The 19,967-nt window shown below is 66.9% G+C and carries 16 protein-coding genes and 1 pseudogene; 13 read left to right on the top strand and 4 right to left on the bottom strand.

Going from position 1 to position 19,967, the window contains the following annotated elements; genetic code table 11:
* The first annotated feature begins 154 nt into the window (after window positions 1–154).
* From BN1263_RS19450 to BN1263_RS19440, 3 genes and pseudogenes are all read left to right on the top strand, one after another.
* Window positions 155–2,478: pseudogene (locus BN1263_RS19450) on the top strand (winged helix-turn-helix domain-containing protein).
* Window positions 2,479–2,593: 115 nt separating this feature from the next.
* On the top strand, window positions 2,594–3,493 hold the full coding sequence (locus tag BN1263_RS19445; RefSeq protein WP_019662034.1) for a helix-turn-helix transcriptional regulator: 900 nt from the start codon (window positions 2,594–2,596) through the stop codon (window positions 3,491–3,493).
* A 49-nt stretch (window positions 3,494–3,542) separates the two neighbouring features.
* Complete coding sequence (locus tag BN1263_RS19440) at window positions 3,543–6,407, top strand: TonB-dependent receptor (RefSeq protein WP_058983523.1); 2,865 nt, start codon at window positions 3,543–3,545, stop codon at window positions 6,405–6,407.
* A 178-nt stretch (window positions 6,408–6,585) separates the two neighbouring features.
* Here BN1263_RS19440 and BN1263_RS19435 read toward each other — a convergent pair whose 3' ends face one another.
* Window positions 6,586–7,707, bottom strand: coding sequence for an HDOD domain-containing protein (locus BN1263_RS19435; RefSeq protein ID WP_058983521.1), 1,122 nt, complete (start codon window positions 7,705–7,707; stop codon window positions 6,586–6,588).
* A gap of 151 nt (window positions 7,708–7,858) precedes the next feature.
* The gene (ppa, locus tag BN1263_RS19430; protein WP_005410935.1) at window positions 7,859–8,395 is read right to left on the bottom strand and encodes an inorganic diphosphatase; all 537 of its coding nucleotides are present in this window, start codon (window positions 8,393–8,395) and stop codon (window positions 7,859–7,861) included.
* A 184-nt stretch (window positions 8,396–8,579) separates the two neighbouring features.
* On the opposite strand from ppa, the gene BN1263_RS19425 reads away from it, so the two are divergent.
* The 4 genes from BN1263_RS19425 to BN1263_RS19410 all read left to right on the top strand — a co-directional run bounded on the left by BN1263_RS19425 (window position 8,580) and on the right by BN1263_RS19410 (window position 13,812).
* Window positions 8,580–9,053 (top strand): hypothetical protein, encoded by a 474-nt coding sequence (locus BN1263_RS19425; protein WP_058983518.1) that lies wholly within the window; start codon window positions 8,580–8,582, stop codon window positions 9,051–9,053.
* Between the two features lie 71 nt (window positions 9,054–9,124).
* Window positions 9,125–9,625 carry an RNA polymerase sigma factor gene (locus BN1263_RS19420; protein ID WP_019662030.1) on the top strand — a complete coding sequence of 167 codons (501 nt, stop codon included), beginning with the start codon at window positions 9,125–9,127 and terminating at the stop codon, window positions 9,623–9,625.
* Window positions 9,626–9,729: 104 nt separating this feature from the next.
* On the top strand, window positions 9,730–10,665 hold the full coding sequence (locus tag BN1263_RS19415) for a FecR family protein (protein ID WP_058983517.1): 936 nt from the start codon (window positions 9,730–9,732) through the stop codon (window positions 10,663–10,665).
* A 228-nt stretch (window positions 10,666–10,893) separates the two neighbouring features.
* Entirely contained in the window at window positions 10,894–13,812 is a 2,919-nt protein-coding gene (locus BN1263_RS19410; RefSeq protein ID WP_058983516.1) for a TonB-dependent receptor, read from the top strand.
* Between the two features lie 108 nt (window positions 13,813–13,920).
* Here the strand turns inward: BN1263_RS19410 and BN1263_RS19405 are convergent, their stop codons facing one another.
* Window positions 13,921–14,178, bottom strand: a complete 258-nt coding sequence (locus BN1263_RS19405) for a DUF2789 domain-containing protein (RefSeq protein ID WP_006390068.1) — start codon at window positions 14,176–14,178, stop codon at window positions 13,921–13,923.
* 107 nt (window positions 14,179–14,285) lie between these two features.
* Between BN1263_RS19405 and BN1263_RS19400 the strand changes: the two genes are divergently transcribed.
* From BN1263_RS19400 to BN1263_RS19375, 6 genes are all read left to right on the top strand, one after another.
* Window positions 14,286–14,873, top strand: coding sequence for a biliverdin-producing heme oxygenase (locus BN1263_RS19400; RefSeq protein ID WP_058983509.1), 588 nt, complete (start codon window positions 14,286–14,288; stop codon window positions 14,871–14,873).
* A 31-nt stretch (window positions 14,874–14,904) separates the two neighbouring features.
* A complete protein-coding gene (locus tag BN1263_RS19395; protein WP_058983507.1) occupies window positions 14,905–15,372 on the top strand; it encodes a YbaN family protein in 468 nt (155 codons plus the stop codon).
* Window positions 15,359–16,087: a tonB-system energizer ExbB gene (gene exbB / locus BN1263_RS19390; RefSeq protein ID WP_058983632.1), complete on the top strand. Its 729-nt coding sequence runs from the start codon at window positions 15,359–15,361 to the stop codon at window positions 16,085–16,087. Before BN1263_RS19395 ends, exbB begins: the two co-directional genes overlap by 14 nt.
* Window positions 16,088–16,096: 9 nt before the next feature.
* Window positions 16,097–16,522, top strand: coding sequence for a TonB system transport protein ExbD (gene exbD, locus BN1263_RS19385; protein WP_058983504.1), 426 nt, complete (start codon window positions 16,097–16,099; stop codon window positions 16,520–16,522).
* Window positions 16,519–17,238, top strand: a complete 720-nt coding sequence (locus BN1263_RS19380; RefSeq protein WP_058983502.1) for an energy transducer TonB — start codon at window positions 16,519–16,521, stop codon at window positions 17,236–17,238. The genes exbD and BN1263_RS19380 overlap by 4 nt, the downstream gene beginning before the upstream one ends.
* Window positions 17,239–17,355: 117 nt before the next feature.
* On the top strand, window positions 17,356–17,661 hold the full coding sequence (locus BN1263_RS19375; RefSeq protein ID WP_058983501.1) for a hypothetical protein: 306 nt from the start codon (window positions 17,356–17,358) through the stop codon (window positions 17,659–17,661).
* A 43-nt stretch (window positions 17,662–17,704) separates the two neighbouring features.
* Here the strand turns inward: BN1263_RS19375 and BN1263_RS19370 are convergent, their stop codons facing one another.
* A complete protein-coding gene (locus tag BN1263_RS19370; protein WP_019662021.1) occupies window positions 17,705–19,732 on the bottom strand; it encodes a sodium-translocating pyrophosphatase in 2,028 nt (675 codons plus the stop codon).
* Between the last annotated feature and the right edge of the window lie 235 nt (window positions 19,733–19,967).

The following is a 19,967-nucleotide window of genomic DNA, read 5'->3' as shown; positions in this document are numbered from 1 at the left end:
GCGAGGTAACCCGCATAGGCTAGTATTCGCCCGCTTCATTGTTTTTGCGGTATGCGCCGATGCTGTGTGCGGAATCTGGCTTTTTGTTGTCCCCGGTTGGGGGCGGTATTGCTGGTGAAACCTGCCCAGGCCCGTCCCTACTGTATCCCGGAAAATGAACAGCAGCGAAATCCAGCCGCCCGAGGCTGACCGTATCCAGGTTGGCGAATGCGTCGTCACTTTGTCCTCGCGAGAGGTCGAAGTTGAAGGTGCGCGTCGTCCGCGCCGGCTGACGCCGAAAGCGCTGGGTGTGCTGCGCGTTCTGCTGCGGCAGCCCGGCCGGGTGGTCACCCGCGAGGAGCTGTTTGCCGAAGTGTGGCCCGACACGCTGCCCACCAATGACGTGCTGACCCAGGCCGTCACGCAGCTGCGCAAGGCATTCGCCAACGACGACGACAACGGCCAGACCTATATCGAGACCATCGCCAAGAGCGGTTATCGGCTGCTGGTGCCGGTGCAGGTGCTGGAGGCGCCTGAGGCTGCCGTGGACAGCGGCGAGCTGGCCGATCTTCCGTTGCCGCCCGCGGACGCCGGTGGCAGGGCCGCGGTCGGTACGGTGCCGGTGCCGGGGCTTCGCCGGGCGTGGCGACGGGTCCGGCGCCAGGTACTGTTGGCAATCGGCATATTGATGCTTGGCACGGTGATCGTGCTGACGATGCTGCTGTTGCGGCAGGCGCCGGAAGCCAGTTCACCGGTTGATGCGGCCGTGGAGAACGGCGTTCGCGTGATCGGCAGCCCGCAGCGGCCTTACCGGCTGATCACCGCGACCAGTGGTTTTGAGACGTATCCAACACTTTCGCCCGACGGTTCCCAGGTGGCCTACGAAGGGGCCAACGACGACGGGGGGGCGGCGGTGCGATCAAGGTGCAGACCTCGGGCAATGCGCCCGCGCGCCAGTTGCTGACGCCTCCGGCCGGTGCCAACGACCGTTTCCCGAGCTGGTCGCCGGATGGGCGCGAGATCGCGTTTGCACGGTTCAGCGCCGGAGGCGGCTGCCAGGTGCTGATCGCCAGTGCCACAGGTGGTGCCGTGCGCCAGGCAACCCGCTGCGACGGCACCGAGCTGCTCAGTTTTGACTGGACCCCGGATGGCCGGGGGCTGGTGTTCGGCAGCATGGTCGGACGCTATGCGCATCGCGGCATCCGCGTGCTGGATCTGGCCAGTGGCCAATGGCGTGAGCTGGATTACCGCGTCGATGCCGATGATTTCGACTATGCGCCGCGCTACTCGCCAGACGGTAAGTGGCTGGTGTTCGTGCGCAATCCGCAGATGGGTGATCTGTGGCGGATGCCCGCCGGCGGCGGTACCCCCGAGCAGCTGACCAATGAAGCGGCCGAGCAGCGAGGCTGGGCCTGGCTGGGGGATGGGCGCACCATCGTGTTCGGCCGTCGCGTGGACAGTGAAGTACGCCTGTACTACCTCGACGTCGAGCGCCGCACGCTGCGCGACGCTGGCCTGGATGATGCGCAGTGGCCTGCGGTATCCCGGCATGGCAACGTGCTGGCGTTTGTCCACCGGCGGGCGCAGTTCGGTGTGTTCAAGGTTCCGATCGAGGGAGGACGTGCGGAACGACTGTTCGCGTCCAGTGGCCGTGATGGTCAGCCGATGGCCGCGCCCGATGGCCGCCAGCTGGCCTTCACCTCCGATCGCTCCGGCAGTTTCGCCTTGTGGTGGGCTGACATGCAGCGGCCGGACTCGCTGCGGCTGATCGAAGGCCTGCGGCCGGAGGCCCGGCAGGCACCGGACTGGGCCGCCGACAGCCGGCACCTGCTGGTGGTTGGCCGCGATGACCATGGACGTACCGTGGTCTACGAAATCTCGCCGCGTGATGAGCGGCTGCAGCCACTGCCGGTGCCCGCCGAACAACCGCTGCAGGCGCTTTACGGGGCCGGCGATGACCAGCTGCTGGTGGTGGAGCGGGATGCCGACCAGCGCACGCGCTTGAGCCTGTTCGACCGCAGCTCTCACCCCTGGCGCCGGCTGGCCAGCATTGATGGGGTGTCGCAGGCACGTTTTGATCGCGCCAGCGGACGGGTGCTGTTCACGCGCCTCGCCGCTGGTGGGCTGTGGTCGGTCGATCCGGCACTGTCACCGGCCAGTGTGCGGCAGATCACTGAAGACCTGCCGAGTCGGTGGCGCTATCGCACCTGGACCGTCGTGGGGAACGGTGGCATCGGTTACCTCGGCACGTCCACGCAGTGCGGCACGACCCTGGTCCTGATCCAGGACGGTACCGAAGTGCCGGAACGCTGCCTTGATCCGCAGCGGCTCAGCGCGGGCAATGGACTCAGTGCCAGCGCCAACGGGCGCGATCTCTACGTGGCGCTGGCGGTCAGTGACGGCGCTGACATCGGCATCATGCGGCTGCCCGAGAAAGCCCCGGCGCTGTTCCCTGCCTTCTCCAGAATGTTGATTTTGAACAAGAATTTCTCTTCGTAATTTTTTCGTGTGGTTCTCGCCACGAATTCGTGGCGATCTCGGCAGTCTTTCCTGACGAGGTCCCACCAGATTGGGCAAAACGGAGGCCTGTACTAGGCAAATCCGTGGTGCCCCCATGCGTCAACTCTCGCTGGCCGATCGCGGCCAAACCATCTCCCTCGACAAGGCCCTGGACGACGTCGCGCCGACCTGCCTGGGCGTTGCCCGGCTGGGCAGTCTGCAGACCGCAGGCAGCAGCTTCACTGTGTGGATGCAGGTGCGCGGCAGTTCCTGGGTGGAAGCCAAGGAAGGACGCTTCCGTTTGCGCCAGGGCGAGTGGATCGCCTTCGAGAAGGAATCGCGGCCGCTGGTGCAGGCGGGTCGCAACGGTTTGTGCCTGGGCCTGAACCTCACCGTCGAAGCGCTGCGCGTGCTGGCCGAGATGGCCGACTGTGGCCTGTATGCCGGGCGTGGCCGCATGAACCGCGGCGATGCACGTGTTGCGCTGCGCCTGTGGCGCGATGCGCTGGCCAGTGGCCAGCCGGCGGAGGCATTGCGCCCGCTGCTGCTGCATCTGGCGGGCCTGCAGCGCGGGCTGGCCGACAACGTGCAGCGTTGCCCGGGTCGCTCGCGCAGCCGCAAGCGCCAGGTGTTTGGCCGCATGCAGCGCGCCCGCCTGTACCTGGAAGGCAACAGCCACCGCGTGGTGCGCATCGGTGAACTGGCTGAACTGACCAACTTCTCCAGCTGGTATCTCTCCAAGACCTTCCAGAGCCTCTACGAGGAAAGTCCGCAGTCGCTTTCGGCACGGTTGCGCCTGGAACGGGCGGCCGATCTGCTGCGCGATACCGACATGATGGTGGGCGAAGTTGCCGCCGCCAGCGGTTTCGACAACTGCTGCAGCTTCGCCAGGGCCTTCCGCGCCCGTTACGGGCAGTCGGCTTCGCGCTTCCGTGAGAACGGCGGGCTGCTGCCGCCACATTCTGCAAACTCTCCGGTTGGGTCGCGCAAATGCAGCGTCGCAACGCAATCGTAACGTGCTGGGGCGTTTTAACACGCTACTAACACGTACCTTGGAGAGATTGATGAACGTTCGTATTCCTGCAGTGCGGCTCGGCTTGTTGCCGGCCGGCATTGCGCTTGCCTTGGCACCGTCCTTCGCTTCGGCGCAGGACGCAGCTGCCAGCGGCACGACCGACCTGGACCGCATTTCGGTTACCGGTTCGCGCATCCGCCAGGCGAGCATGGAAACCGCGCAGCCGGTGATCGCGCTGCAGCGCGCCGACATTGAAAAGCAGGGCTTCACCAGCGTCGGCGACATCGTGCAGAACCTGTCGGCAACCGGTTCGCCGGCGATCAGCCGCGCCGATGCCCTGAGCTCGGGCGAAGAAGTCGGCGGCCAGTACGTTGATCTGCGCGGCCTGGGCCCGGAGCGCACCCTGGTGCTGCTGGACGGCAAGCGCATGGGCGTCAGCACCGGTGGCTACACCGACCTGGCCTCGATCCCGACCTCGGTGGTCGAGCGCATTGAAGTGCTCACCGACGGCGCATCGGCCATCTACGGCTCCGACGCCATCGCTGGCGTGATCAACATCATCACCCGCAAGAACTTCGACGGTCTGGAAGCCAGCGTCTACGGCGGCCAGTACAGCAAGGGCGACGGCGAAAAGCAGGTCTACAACTTCGTCTACGGCCAGACCGGTGAGCGTGGTTCGATCACCTTCGGCGCCGAGTACAGCAAGGAAGATCCGGTCTGGGCGAAGGATCGTGCCTTCAGCCGCTACCCGAACGGCCAGTTCCACCCGAACCCGACCGACGCAGACGCCAACGGCTGGTCGCCGGCATCCAACCACGGCGTGCTGATCGACAGCAATGACAACTGGTACACCCGCGCCAACAATGGCTCGGGCAACACCATGGCCGATTTCCGCGAGTTCGGCACGGCGGACTACACCAATGCCAGCCAGGAAATGTGGCTGCAGAACAAGCTGACCCGTCGTTCGGTGTTCGCCAACGGCAACTACGACTTCACCGACAACATCCGCGGCACCGCGAACGTGCTGTACACCAAGCGTACGGCCACCCAGCAGATTGCCGGCTACCCGTACCAGTCCGAGGTCTATGAGACCCCGCTGTCGGCCAACAGCATCTATAACCCGCTGGGCACGGATGCGAATTTCATCCGTCGCACATCCGAAGTGCCGCGCCAGACCGAGTCCGAGCAGGAGACCTTCCGCTTCTCGGCCGGCCTGGAAGGTTCGTTCGAGTTCGGCGACAAGTTCTGGGATTGGGACGTGGGCTACGTCTACAACCAGAACAAGGGTGTGAAGACCGGCACCGGCAACCTGTTCATCCCGAACGTGCAGAATGCGGTCGGTCCGTCCTTCATGGACGGCGACGTTGCCCGTTGCGGCACCCCGGGCCATGTCATCGCTGGCTGCACCCCGTGGAACCCGCTGGCACCGTACGGCTCGACCGGCAACGGCTCGCTGGCCGATCCGGCCCTGCAGGCTTACCTGTACCTGCCGAGCCACGATACCTATACCAACACCACCAAGGCGTACAGCGCCAACATCGGAGGTTCGCTGTTCTCGCTGCCGGCCGGTGAGCTGGCCATCGCGGCGGGCTACGAGCACCGCGAAGAAAGCGGCGAGTACAACCCGGATGCGCTGCTGCAGTCTGGCCTGAGCACCGACCTGGCCGGCAAGCCGACCAAGGGCAGCTACAAGCTCGACGAGTTCTACGTCGAACTGAACGTGCCGGTGCTGGCCGACATGCCGTTCGCCAAGGAGCTGTCGCTCGACATGGCCGGCCGCTACTCGGACTACAACACCTTCGGCGATACCATCAACAGCAAGTTCGGCCTGAAGTGGAAGCCGATCGACGACCTGTTGGTGCGTGCAACCTACTCGACCGGCTTCCGCGCCCCAAGCATCGCCGACATGTACGGCGGTACCTCGCAGACCTTTGATGCCTACACCGATCCGTGTGACAGCAGCTTCGGCTCGGCCGCACGCAACCCCTCGGTGGCGGCAGCCTGCCAGGCGCGTGGCGTTCCGGCCAACTTCCGCCAGATCACTTCCGGCGGTGCACAGTCGACCGGCCCGGGCACCCAGTCCTACAGCGCCTTCGAGTCGGGTTCCAACCCGGAACTGAAGCCGGAAACCTCCAAGACCTGGACCGCCGGCCTGGTGTACAGCCCGAACTTCGTGCAGGGCCTGGACGTCAGCCTCGACTGGTGGAAGATCCGCATCGACAACGTGATCGCCGCCGAGTCGGTAACCTCGATCCTCAACCAGTGCTATGTGCTGGGCGTGGCGTCGGCGTGTGAGCGTTTCGACCGCGGCACCGAAGGCCGTACCGCCAACCAGGTGGTCGACGTTACCCGTACCCTGATCAACGCTGGTTACCAGGAAACCGCGGGTTACGATCTGGGCATCAAGTACCGCCTGCCGGAGTTCTCCTTTGGCAAGTTCGTCATCGACTGGAAGACCACCTACGTCGATTACCTGGAGTACAAGCGCGACAACGAAGCCGAGACCCCGGTCGAGCAGCACACCAGCTGGGCGACCGGAGACTGGGGCGCGAACTTCCGCGTCCGCTCGAACCTCAACGTCGACTGGACCTACGGCAACCTGGGCGTGAACTGGGGCGTGCGTTACTACTCGAGCATGAAGGAGCCGTGCTCCTACGATACCGAGTGCAACCTGCCTGACTTCAGCTCGGCCTACACCCTGGCGCAGCCGACCCGCAAGGTGGGCTCGAACACCTTCCACGACGTGCAGGTGCGTTACAACCTGCCGTGGGAAGCCACGGTCTCGCTGGGCGCCAACAACGTGTTCAACCACGAGGGCCCGGTCATGTACAGCCAGCCGAACTCGAGCTTCTCGTACTACGGTGGCTTCGACATCGGTCGTTTCTACTACATGAAGTACACCCAGCGCTTCTGATCCATCGAAGCGTCACAGCAGAAAGAGGAGGGCGGGCCGCAAGGTCCGCCCTTCTTGTTTGTGCGCTGCACCGACTGGGGAGATCCACGCCATGCGTGGATGGTTCTTCAGGCACAACGGAAAAGGCAGGCCACCCGGTCTGCCTTTCATTCCCTGCGAACTCGCCCTGGGCGGTGCCTCAAGCCTCGCTCGGTACCAGTCCCATCAACGCATTGGCATGCTCGCGCCATTGCGGCAGCCTGTTGAGAACACCTGCGCGTTGCAGGTAGTCCTCGTCCACCGGATCACCATTGACCAGTGCCAGTGCCACGTGCACCGCGCCGGTCACCCAGAAGCTGCGCGTATTTGCACGCTGCGGCTGCAGGTGGAACGCGACCGCTTCGATGATCGGCATCGGCAGGCCCCACAGGCCAAGCAGGTAGGCTCCGGCTTCGGCATGGCCCGGGCGGGTCTCACCGGCCAGCGCCGGTTCGCTGCGCTCGTTGCGCACGCCGGGCAGCAGCAGGCCGATGTCGGCCAGCAGTGCCGCGGTTGCGCCCAGCTCGGCACTGGATTCGGGCAGCAGGCGTGCGGCCAGGCGCGAGGCAAGCAGGGCGCGCTGCTGCAGTGAATTGCGCTCGGCCGTGGACAGTGTCGGTGCCGAGAACACCTCGCTGGCCAATACCAGATCGCGCAGCGTCGACAGGCCGAGGCGGGTCACGGCAGTGCGCAGGTCGGCAATGGTGCGGCCCTGGCTGAAGAACGCCGAGTTCGACAGCTGCAGCACCTTGGCCGCGATGGCTGGATCGGCAGCGACCAGCTTGGCCACGTCGGCGCTGTCGGCGTCGTCGTCATGCTCCAGTGCCTGGGTCAGGCTCAGGTACAGGTGCGGTGGCGAGGGCAGCTTCTCGATGCGGCCGATGGCGTCGCGCAGGCGCGGGCTGTCCAGCACTTCGCGCAGCTCTTCCAGGCTGGTCAGTGCTTCCAGCAGCACTTCCGGTGCCAGCGGCAACGGCAGGAAGCGGTGGGCCACGCCGATCAGGCGTGCCGGCGGCGGCCGGTTGCCGTGCTGGGCGTCCACCAGCGCAATGCGGATGGTTTCCGGGCGCAAGGTCCGGATCTGGCCGAGCAGTGTGGTGGCATTGAGATCCGGCAGCTGCGGGCAGACGATCACCGCATCCACGCCCTGCGTGGCCACCGCGGTCATCGCGGACTGGCCATCGGTGGCGGTCAGCGGCTGCCAGTCTTCCCCAAGATCGGCAATGAATTCGGTCAGCTCGGCCGGCAGGCTGGCTGCATCCCCAACAAGCAGAATACGCACGACACATTCCCCTGGCTGTCTCGACGATGGATGTCGACGACGTGTGAAGTGACGCAATTTACCTAATACGGCGGCAAGAGTGATGTGCCGTCGTCATGAAACGTGACCCGCATCGCTCCGGCAGGGCATGCCGGAGCAATCCGGTTCAGGCTCAGGCCTTGCTGTCCAGATGGCGCTGGTGCGCCTCGATCAGGATCTGCTTGGCCTCAGCGGCGCCGCCCCAACCGTCCAGCTTGACCCACTTGCCCTTCTCCAGGTCCTTGTAGTGCTCGAAGAAGTGGCCGATGCGCTCCAGCCAATGGCTGGACACCTGGGCGATGTCTTCCACGTGGGCGTAGCCGCTGAAGATCTTCGACACCGGCACGGCCAGGATCTTCTCGTCGCTGCCCGCCTCATCGCTCATCTTCAGCACGCCGACCGGACGGCAGCGCACGACCGAACCCGGCACCAGCGGCAGCGGCAGCACCACCAGCACGTCGGCCGGATCGCCGTCGCCGCACAGGGTGCTCGGCACGTAGCCGTAGTTGCAGGGGTAGCGCATCGGGGTGGACAGGATGCGGTCGACGAAGATCGCGCCGGTCTCCTTGTCCACTTCGTACTTCACCGGCTCCGAGTCCTTCGGGATCTCGATGATGACGTTGATTTCTTCCGGCGGGTTCTTGCCGGGCGAGACGAGTTCCAGACCCATGGTCGTGCTCCAGGTGGGGGATATAGACGGATAGCCCCCCATTTTATGCCTTTGCCGGGCGCTGTGCAGGGGGAGGGGGCTGACGGCAGGGCGAGGAACGCGCCGACACGGCGGGCCGGGGTTGACCGATGGGTCCGGGTGGCGCGCGCGCGCAGGCTGGATGTACCTACCCGAGGAGTTCCCGATGAAACCATCCGCCTTGTCACTCGGACTGTTCTGCACGCTGCTGATCGCGCCCGCCGCCCACGCTTTTCCCTACGTGGACCTGATCGACTACCCGCACCAGGAAGCCAACTGGGACCGCTTCTTTGCCCTGGAAGGGCGTCTGCAGCACGGGTTCGACGCGATCTGCGGCGACACCTTCTGCGAGGGTGAGTACAGCGATATCCGTGCGCTGCGCCTGCGCTGTTCGGTGGACGCGGTGCGCGGCACGGTGCATGAGTGCCTCTGGGCATTTGCCGCCAGTGAGCTGGCCGTGTCGCGGAACGACGGTGCGATCGTAGCCCGGCAACCGACCTGGTTGTGCCCGCTGCCGCTGGTGCCTGGCACCCCGGTGGAGGCCTTCCATGCAGCGCTGGCGGCCCGTAATCCGCTGCATGATCCGTTGCCCGGCACGTCGGAGAGCACCTATGACGGGCTGACCGGCTGCATCCACTGATGCGAACGTGACTGATTCTCATTAACGGAGTAGCATGCGCTGCGCCTTCCGTCTGTCGTCCCGTTCTGCGCATGTCCTCCAATGCCGCCTCCCTTACCGAACTGCTGATCCGTGAGCGGCCGGCACTGCTGCGCCGGGTGCAGCGCATCCTCGGCGGCGACAATGGCGCCGAGGATGTGATCCAGGCGGTGTGGTTCAAGGCCCGTGGGGTCGACGACAGCCAGGCCATCGACAACCCGCGGGCCTATCTGTACCGGCTGGCCGCCAACCTGGCCACCGACCACGGCCGCGAATCGACCCGGCGCAACCGCCTGCTGGCCGACCACTACCTGTGGGGGCCGGACGAGGTAATCTCGACCGAGGAACAGGCCATGGCACAGGACGAGCTGCAGCGGGTGCTTGATGCGGCGGGGCACTTGCCGGAGCCGACCCGCACCATCTTCCGGCTCAACCGCCTGCAGGGCCTGACCCAGGCCGGGATCGCCCGCCGCCTCGGGGTGTCGGTGACCACCGTCGAGAACCATGTACGCACGGCGCTGCAGCGGCTGGCGTGGGCACGCAGCGGCCGATGACCGGCCCGGCTTGGGGCTGGCCCTCACTGGAACGTCTTGATCACTGGACCGTGGATGCGGTCTAGTTCCTCCGCCCGCGCTTGAATGCGCCTGTCCGCCAGCCGATGAGCCCGCCGAACACGCTGCCCGCCGCCAATGACGATGCCCTGGCCGAACAGGCCCGGGGCTGGATCGCGTGGCTGGCCTCGGGCGATATCAGCGACGCGCGCATGCGGGCGTTCGAACACTGGCTGCAACAGCCGGGGCATCGCAGGGCCTTCGAACACGAGCGCGCGCTGTGGCGCAGCGTCGGGCCGCGAGCGCAGCCGGCCCGCGTGGCTGGTCGACGCCCGCGCCGACGGCGTTGGGCCATGGCTGCGGCGGCAATGCTGGCGATGCTGGTGGCATGGCCGGAGGCGTGGCTGCGCCTGCAGTCCGATCACCGCAGCACGCACCAGGTGCAGAACGTACTGCTGCCTGATGGCAGCCGTGCGGTGCTGGACGCCGACAGTGCGATTGCCGTGCACTTTGATGCGAACGCCCGCGAGGTCGAGCTGTTGCGCGGGCGTGCCTGGTTCGAGGTCAGTCCGGATGCGCAGCGACGTTTCAGCGTGCGCGCCGGCAATGGCGCGGTCGAGGACATCTCGACCGCGTTCTCCGTCGCACGCGACAGCGACCAGGTGGAAACCCAGGTCGGACAGGGCAGGGTGCGCGTGGCCAGTCCGGCTGACGGTGGCTGGACGTATCTGCAGGTGGGCCAGCGTGCGATCTATGGTGGACACAGTGGCGTGACGCGCCTGCAGGACGTGGCCGCCGACAGTGTCGGCGCGTGGCGACAGGGCGAACTGCTGCTGGAGCAGGCCAGCGTCGCCGACGCCGTGCAATGGGTGGGGCGTTATCGCGCCGGCCCGACCTTCGTGCGCGGCGATCTATCGCAGCTGCCGGCGGTAAGCGCGGCGTTGCGCATCGATCGCCCGGAGCAGGCGCTGGATGCACTGGCCGCAACAGCAGGTCTGCAGGTCACCCGGCTGCCGCTCGGCGTCGCCATCATTCACCAGTAGATCCACGCCATGCGTGGATGAAGGTTCCAGTGTGCCGACCAACGGTCGGCACCCACCACGATCACCGGCCGCTCGGCACCTGCCGCGACCGCAAATCGCTCTTGGGGTTGCCGCGCGCCCAACCGTCTTACCCCGCGAACGTACCCGCCGCCGCCACGTACGTCGCCGTGTCCGCCTGTGTTGCGGATGACGCCGCGCCTGCGGCACCGATTACCTGACAGGTTCCCCATGTTCGACTCCCACCGCCCCGGCCGCGTGCTGCGCCCGTCCCGTCTGTGCATCGCCTTGCTGGCTGCCGCCCTGGCCAGTGCCACGCCGCCCGCGCTGGCACAGAGCGACCGAGCCGACCACGCCGCCGTACAGCGCTTCGACATCCAGGCGCAGCCACTGGAAGAAGCGCTGCGCAGCTACATGCGCCAGTCCGGCGTGCAGGTCGTGTACCCGGCCGCTCTGGCCCGGGGGGTGACGTCGCGTGCGGTCAGCGGCAGCATGCCGGCCAGCGAGGCGCTGCAGCAGCTGCTGCAGGGCAGTGGCCTGGCAGTGCGCCGGGTCGGTTCCGATGCAGTGACCCTGGAAGCGGCGATGCCGGTGCAGGCCGACAGCGGCGTGATCGTCACCGACACGCTCAGCGTGGCCGGCGACCGCGTCGACAGTGGCGCGGGCAGCGACGAGGCACGCCTGCTCGACAGCTATCGCGGCGTCGGTTCCATCACCACGCTCAACCGCACGCACTTGGAGCGCTTCCGTGGCACCTCCAACGGCGACATCGTCAAGGGCGTGGCCGGTGTCACCGCCGGCGATCCGCGCGTTGGCAACGGCTTCGACGTCAACATCCGCGGCATCCAGGGCCAGGGCCGCGTGCCGGTGATCATCGACGGCGGCCAGTCCAGCATGGATACCTACCGTGGCTATGCCGGCCAATCGCAGCGCACCTACCTCGACCCGGACCTGATTTCCAGCCTGACCATCACCAAGGGCCCGAGCCTGCAGGCCAATGCCCCCGGTGGCATCGGCGGCGTGGTCGAGATGGAGACGCTGAAAATCGATGACGTGCTGCGCGAGGGGCGCGACTTCGGCGTACGCGTGCGTGGCGGCCTGGCCAACGCCAGCGCCAACAACCTGCCGTCCTACAGCGCCGCGCCGCGTTCCGACCGCAGCGCCACCGGCAGCCAGTTCTTCAACGTGGCCGGCGCCGGCCACTGGGACCGCTTCGATCTGGTCGCCGCCTATGCCTACCGCGACAACGGCAACTACTTCTCCGGCAAGCACGGCTACGATGATTTCCCGCAGACCCGTCGCACGCTGGCACCGCTGAATCCGCCGCGTACCGAAGTGTTCAACACCTCGTCGCGTTCGAAGTCGGCGCTGCTCAAGGGCACCTGGCGCATCGATGACGCGCAGACGCTGGAAGCCGGCTACCGCCGTTATGAAGGCACCGCCGGCGAGATCATGGCCTCGCAGATCATCCGCGTCGACCGCGATCGCATTCCGCAGTGGGACCCGGGCCATGTCGACATGGACAGCTACACCCTGCGCTACCGCTTCAATCCGGACAGCGATGTGGTCGACCTGCGTGTCAACGCTGCATACACCGATACCGACAGCGTGATGTACAACAGCCTGACCGGCATCACCCCGTGGTACTTCGACCGCCGCACCGAGTGGTATGACGCGCCCAGCTTCAGCGGCGACCCCGGCTACAAGGACGCCTACCGCAACCCGCTGCGGCAGAAGCGCTTCGGACTGGATGCCAGCAACACCTCGATGTTCGATACCCGCGCCGGTGCGTTCACCCTCGACTACGGCCTGTCCTACAGTGACGAAGACATCGCACCGGGCAGCTCCGGCCCGGTGATGCACGATGACCTGGTCAACAACCGCTTCCTGCGCAACGCCGAGCGCAAGGAATACAGTGCCGTGGCCTCGCTGAAGTGGCAGCCCGATGAGCACTGGGAACTGCTGGCCGGCGGCCGCTGGAACCGCGTGGACGTGCACGACCGCAACCGCCTGGCCACGCCCGATGCCTATGAGGTGCAGGGCCAGTACCGCTACACCGAACTGCTCAATGGCAACCCGGCGCTGCCGTCGTGGCGGGCCAAGCGCATCGCGCTGCTGAACTGGTATCCGGATGCCAACGGCAACTTCACCCAGGAATCGCTGCTGGCCTCACCGTACAAGAAGGGCACGGTGGCCGACATCGGTGGCTGGAACTTCTACGACGCCGGCAAGGCGCAGGACCTGGAAGTGCCGGTCAGCTGGACGTGGTCGCAGCCGATCCGCCGCCGTGACACCGCGTTCTCGCCGACCGCCAGCGTGGCCTACCGCTTCAGCGAAGACACCATGGTCTACGTGAAGTACGCCGAAGGCACCAAGCTGCCGAGCCTGTTCGAGACCACGCTGGGCCTGTTCACCGCGGCCAAGCCAGTGGGCGAGTTGAAGCCGGAGCGCGCGCGCAGCTGGGAAATCGGCGCCAGCACCATCCGCTACGACCTGTTCGCCGCCGGCGACCGCCTGGCGCTGAAGCTGGCGTACTTCGATACCCGCATCGACGACCTGATCACCCGTGACTACCGCACGCTGTCGGCGGGCCTGATCCGAAACGTCGACCAGTTCAAGGTCTCGGGCATGGAGTTCCAGTCCAGCTATGACAGCGGCAAGGTATTTGCCGATCTGTCCGCGCACTACTACTTCAAGGCCAAGACCTGCGCGCCGGACATCGCGGCCGAGCGCCGTGCCTACGGCGCACAGCGCAGGAACGGCGAGCTGGCCAACACGCCCGACTGCGTGGACGGCGGCTTCGAGGGCTCGTACACCAATACCCAGAACCCGCCGCGCTACATGGTCAACCTGACCCTGGGCTCGCGCCTGTTCGAGGAGCGCCTGACCTTCGGCACCCGCGTGGTCCACAACGCCGGCCCGATCAGCACGCTGGACAAGGACTGGAACGTAGGGCTGTCGGCGATCCAGCAGCTGTACCGGCCAACCACTCTGGTGGACCTGTTCGCCAGCTGGAGCTTCAACGACCAGCTCTCGGTGGAAGCCGGCGTGGACAACCTGACCGATCGTTACTACCTGGACCCGCTGGCCCTGGGCGTGATGCCGGCACCGGGCCGTACGGCCCGGCTGGCGTTGACCTGGAAGTACTGATCGGTCGCGTATGAGCGGTGGGGTCGAACCGCCCTCGGTGGGTGCGGACCTTGGTCCGCACCGCTTCCGCCGTGCAATCGCCAGCGCCCCGCCACGCCCGGCGTCTACTTACAGCCCGGTCGCGGCCTTCACCGCGTCCTCGTGCAGCGACTCGTTCAGCTCGTCCACCACGGTGGTCCATGCCGCATCGGCCTGCAGCGACTCGGACAGGAACTGGCGCTGCGCATCGTTCCAGTACGGCGCCTCGACCACTTCCACATCGGTGGCCAGCTGATGCTCGCGGATGAAGCGGGCGATGCCCTCGGCGCTGGCGTCCAGGCCCAGCTGCAGGAACAGGTTGGTCATGCGCGGTTCGGTGGTGATCATCGTCGGTTCCTGCGGTAAGAAGGGATGCGCCATTATCGGCGCACATAGCCTTGGGGAAAGCCCCGTGGCAGACGTCTACAGCACGACGACCCCCTTGGCATTCCCCCATGAACGCACACATCGCCCCTGAAGAAAGCCGCAGCCTGCGGCTCAAGGCCGCCACCCGCGACAGCCACGGTGCCCTGGACAAGCGCATCATGGCCGGCGACATCTTCGCCGACCGCAGCAATTTCGCCCGTTTCCTGCGCGTGCAGTATCGCTTCCACCGCAGCATCGATGCGCTGTATGCCAACCCTGCGCTGGACGCACTGCTGCCGGACCTGGGCGAGCGCCGCCGCCTGACCCAGGTCGCGCGCGACCTGCAGGACCTGGAGCAGACCCTGCCGGGGGCTGACATCGCGGCGTTGCCGTCCGATCTGGAACTGCCCGCCGCGTTGGGGTGGCTGTACGTGGCTGAAGGCTCCAACCTGGGCGGCACCATTCTGTACAAGATGGCCGCCAGGCTCGGCCTGGACCGTGATTTTGGCGCCCGCCACCTGGCCGCGCATCCGGATGGCGCGGCGCGCCACTGGCGTGAGTTCACCGCGGCGCTGGACGCGGTACCGCTGAGTGTCGAGCAGGAGCAGCAGGTGATCGATGCCGCCGACGCCGCGTTCCGCAGCGTGCACGACCACGTCGAAGTGGAATTCGCCTGATGCGCGGCGCGCGCCCACAGGTGCAGCGCTGATGCGCTGGCTCTGGTTCGCGCTGGGCTGGCTGATGGTCGGGCTCGGGGTGATCGGCGCGTTGCTGCCGGTGATGCCGACCACCATCTTCCTGATCCTGGCCGTGGGCTGCTTCGCGCGCAGCTCGCCGAAGTTCGAGCAGCGCCTGTTGGCGCATCCGCGCTACGGCCCGTCGCTGCGGTTGTGGCGCGAGCAGGGCGCGGTATCGCGCAAGGGCAAGGCGTTTGCCAGTGCCGGCATGGCGCTGGGCTTTGCCCTGTTCTGCTGGGGCGCGCATCCGTCCTGGCGCCTGCTGTTGGGCGTGGGCCTGTTCTTCGCGGTCAGCGCCGGCTACGTGCTGAGCCGACCGGCCCCCCGGCTGGAGCCCCATCCGGTCGTGGAAGTGGACGACGCCCATGATCCGCGCGCGGCCCGTAGTCGCGCAGCGACCCCTGATGCTGATGGAAGCCGAGATGATGCTGCCTGCTGACCTGGCCCCCGTGGCCGCCCCCGCATTGACCCCGTGGGGCATGTACCTGGCCGCCGACGTGGTGGTGAAGGCCGTGATGATCGCGCTGGCACTGGCGTCGCTGTCCACTTGGACCGTGCTGTTGGCCAAGGGCTGGGAGCTGACCCGCCAGGCCCGGCAGCTGCGCGCGGCGCGCGCGCTGTTGCTGCAGTCCGCACAGCTGCCGCCGCAGAGCGGAGAGGCAAGTCTGCAGCAGGGCACCGCACTCGCCATGCTGGACGCCGCCCGCACCGAACTGCGCCTGTCGCAGGATCTGGATAGTCGCGACGGCATCAAGGAACGCATCGCCTCGCGCCTGGACCGCATCGAACTGGAGACCGCGCGCGTGCAGCGGCGCGGCATCGGTGTGCTCGCCAGCATCGGCGCGGTGGCGCCCTTCGTCGGCCTGTTCGGCACGGTGTGGGGCATCATGAACAGTTTCATCGGCATCGCACACAGCAACACCACCAACCTGGCGGTGGTTGCGCCCGGCATCGCCGAGGCCTTGCTGGCGACCGCACTCGGCCTGGTCGCGGCGATTCCCGCGGTACTGGTCTACAACCATTTCAGCCGCGTGTTGGCCGGCCTGCGGGGCCTGCTCGGCGGTCTGTCGGCGGCCGTGCAGCAGCTGGTTTCGCGCGATCTTGATCGCGCCGTGCCGCGTGCCGCAGCGGCACCGCTGCGCGCGGTGCACTGAGGCGCGACGATGGCGATCAGGACCGCGTCCGACCGCGACGACGCACCGGAAGAAGCACACGAGATCAACGTCACGCCCTTCATCGACGTAATGCTGGTGCTGCTGATCATCTTCATGGTAGCCGCACCGCTGGCCACCGTATCAGTGCCGGTGCAGCTGCCGGCCAGCAGCGCCAGTGCCACGCCGCCCGAACAGGCGCCGGTGTATGTGACCGTGCAGGCCGATCGGTCGCTGCGCGTGGGCGAGCAGGCGGTGGCGCGTGACGGGCTGGCCGCTGCATTGCAGGCGGCCACCCACGGCGACACCGCGCAGCGCATCTTCCTGCGTGCCGATACCCGCGTGCCTTACGGCGAACTCATGGCCACGCTGGATGCGCTGCGTGCGGCCGGCTACCTGAAGGTGGCGCTGGTCGGCGTTGAGCAGGGTGCGCGATGAGTGGACTGCGGCGCTGGGCGACCAGCCTGGCGATCGTGCTGCTGGTGCACGCGCTGCTGATCGGCGTGGCCTGCTGGCGGGCGATGCGCGCACCGGTGGTGGCTGCGGTAGCGTCGCCCGCGGCGTTGACGCTGGAGTTGGCGCCGATGGCGCGGGCGCCATCCGTGCCCCCGCGTGAAGTGGCGACGGGCCCCCTGCAGCAGCAACAGCAGCGGCAAGCGCCGAAGCCGGCGCTGCGTGAGCAACCGAAGGCGCCGATGCAGCCGCAGGGTGATTTGCCACCGCCGCGTACGCCGGAGCCGACGCCCGCGCCGGAAACCGCCGAGACCAATGTCGCGCAGACCAGCGCACCGCCGCAGGTGGCAGCCGATGTGGCCGCACGCTACACCGCACCGCAGACCACCGCCGGCGAGCGCAGTCGCGCCGAGGCGACCTGGGAAGGACGCCTGCTCGCGCACCTGCAGAAGCACCGGCGCTATCCACGCCAGGCCGAGCGGCTGCGCCAGCAGGGCGTGGTCTACGTGCGCTTTGCCGTGGCCCGCGACGGTGTGGTTTCGGCGGTGCTGCTGGGCCGCAGCAGCGGCTTCGCGTTGCTCGACCAGGAGACGCTGGACACCGTGCAGCGGGCCAGCCCGGTCCCGGCGCCGCCGGCCGAGGTGGCTGGCGACCCGGTGCAGGTGATGGTGCCGGTGTCATTCTTCCTGCGCGGGCGCTGACCGCCATCGGGGTCGGATCCCTTTCCGTAGGACAGGTCTCTGACCCAAGCCGGAATTCAAGGCAGCGCGCAGGCGTTATGCTCGCGCACGACCGTCAATGGACGCGCGGAGATTGGCATGACGACACGGACGTTACGGGTGCTGGCCTGGTGCAGCGTGTTGCTGGCTGCATGCGTGGCCGTGCTTTCGCTGGCACCGTTCACGCCGGCGATCATCTTCGCCTGGCCCTTGCTGGTGTTCGCCGCCTTCTGCATGTGGCGTGGCGCGTGGCTGCCCGGCGCACTGTGTGCGTGGCTGGCTTCGCTCGCTTTCATCGGCAGCCCGCTCAGCCTCTTCGATGGCTGGGACCGGCCGATCTATGCCTGCTGGATGGTCGTCGTGGTGCTGCTTGTCATCCGATGGATGAGGCGGTCGCGGCCGTAGCGTCGAGCCTGCTCGACGCTACGGGTTCATGCATGGCGTGGATCTACAACAGAGGCACCAGCAGCAGCGCCACGATGTTGATGATCTTGATCAGCGGATTGATCGCCGGGCCAGCGGTGTCCTTGTACGGGTCACCGACGGTATCGCCGGTCACCGCAGCCTTGTGCGCTTCGCTGCCCTTGCCGCCGAAGTGGCCATCCTCGATGTACTTCTTGGCGTTGTCCCAGGCGCCGCCGCCGGTGGTCATCGAGATGGCCACGAACAGGCCGGTCACGATGGTGCCGATCAGCAGACCGCCGAGTGCGCGCGGCCCCAGCAGCAGGCCGACCACCACCGGCACCACCACCGGCAGCAGCGAGGGCACGATCATTTCGCGGATCGCCGAGCGGGTCAGCATGTCCACCGCCTTGTCGTACTGCGGCTTGCCGGTGCCCTGCATGATGCCGGGGATCTCGCGGAACTGGCGCCGCACCTCTTCCACCACTGCCCCCGCCGCGCGGCCGACCGCTTCCATCGCCATCGCACCGAACAGGTAGGGGATCAGGCCGCCGATCAGCAGGCCGATGATCACCGTGTGGTCGCTGAGATCGAAGCGGAATTCCTGGCCGGGGTTGGCGGCCTGCAGGTTGTGGGTGTAGTCGGCGAACAGCACCAGTGCGGCCAGTGCAGCCGAGCCGATCGCATAGCCCTTGGTCACTGCCTTGGTGGTATTGCCCACCGCATCCAGTGGATCGGTGATGTCGCGGATCTCCGAGGGCAGCTCGGCCATTTCGGCGATGCCGCCGGCGTTGTCGGTGATCGGTCCGTAGGCATCGAGCGCGACGATCATGCCAGCCATCGACAGCATCGCGGTGGCGGCGATGGCGATGCCATACAGGCCACCCAGCGCGAACGCACCCCAGATCGCAGCACACACCGCCACCACCGGCAGTGCAGTGGACTTCATCGAGATGCCGAGGCCGGCGATGATGTTGGTGCCGTGCCCGGTGGTCGAGGCCTGCGCCACGTGCTGTACCGGCTTGTACTGAGTGCCGGTGTAGTACTCGGTGATCCACACGATCAGCCCGGTCAGGACCAGGCCGATCAACGCGCAGCCGTACAGTGGCATCGGTCCATGTACGTTGTCACTCATCAGCCCGGTGGTGATCGGGTAGAACGCGATCGCGGCCAGAACGCCGGAGACGATCACGCCCTTGTACAGCGCGCCCATGATCGAGCCGCCAGGCTTCACCTTGACGAACAGCGCACCGATGATCGAGGCGATGATCGACACACCGCCCAGCACCAGCGGATACAGCACGGCATTGGCGCCCGCCTCGGCCAGCATCAGGCTGCCCAGCAGCATCGTTGCGATGACGGTGACCGCATAGGTCTCGAACAGGTCGGCGGCCATGCCGGCGCAGTCGCCGACGTTGTCACCGACGTTGTCGGCGATCACCGCCGGGTTGCGCGGGTCATCCTCGGGAATGCCGGCTTCCACCTTGCCGACCAGATCGGCGCCGACGTCGGCGCCCTTGGTGAAGATGCCGCCGCCCAGACGCGCGAAGATCGAGATCAGCGACGAACCGAACGCCAGACCGACCAGCGCGTGCAGCGCCTGTTCCATCGGCAGGCCCATCCGCAGCAGCAGTGCGTAATAGCCGGCCACACCCAGCAGGCCCAGGCCGACCACCAGCATGCCGGTGATCGCACCGCCGCGGAAGGCGACGTCCATCGCCGCACTGATGCCATGGCGTGCGGCCTCGGCGGTGCGCACGTTGGCGCGTACCGACACGTTCATGCCGATGTAGCCGGCGGCACCGGACAGCACCGCGCCGACCGCGAAGCCGATCGCGGTGTACCAGCTGAGGAACACACCGACCAGCACGAACAGCACCACGCCGGCGATGCCGATGGTCAGGTACTGGCGGTTGAGGTAGGCACGCGCACCTTCCTGGATCGCGGTGGCGATCGCGACCATGCGCTCATTGCCGGTGGGTTGGCGCAGGATCCAGCGCGCCGAGACGATTCCGAACAGGATCGCGAGAATGGCGCAGCCCAGCGCCAATGAAAGCCCGTGACGTTCCAGCATTAGACCCCTCCGCAGAATGGATGTAGGCATCCAGTGGCGATGAACGGCACCACGAGGGGGACGACGGGCTGCAGCCTGGAACCAACCCGTACCGACCTTGGCGGTCGTCCGACGTATGGCGGTGTTCAGCATTCCCTGGTCCCCGCAGTATGCGTGCCGCCACTTGTAGAGTCGAGCCATGCTCGACTGGCCTCTACGAGCCGCACCTCGTGATCCTGTGGGCGCCCTCAAGACG

Source organism: Stenotrophomonas thermophila (assembly GCF_001499715.1).
Taxonomy (GTDB): domain Bacteria; phylum Pseudomonadota; class Gammaproteobacteria; order Xanthomonadales; family Xanthomonadaceae; genus Stenotrophomonas; species Stenotrophomonas hibiscicola.
The sequence above is the reverse complement of the archived record's forward strand: the minus strand, read 5'-3'. Positions and strand labels throughout refer to the sequence as shown.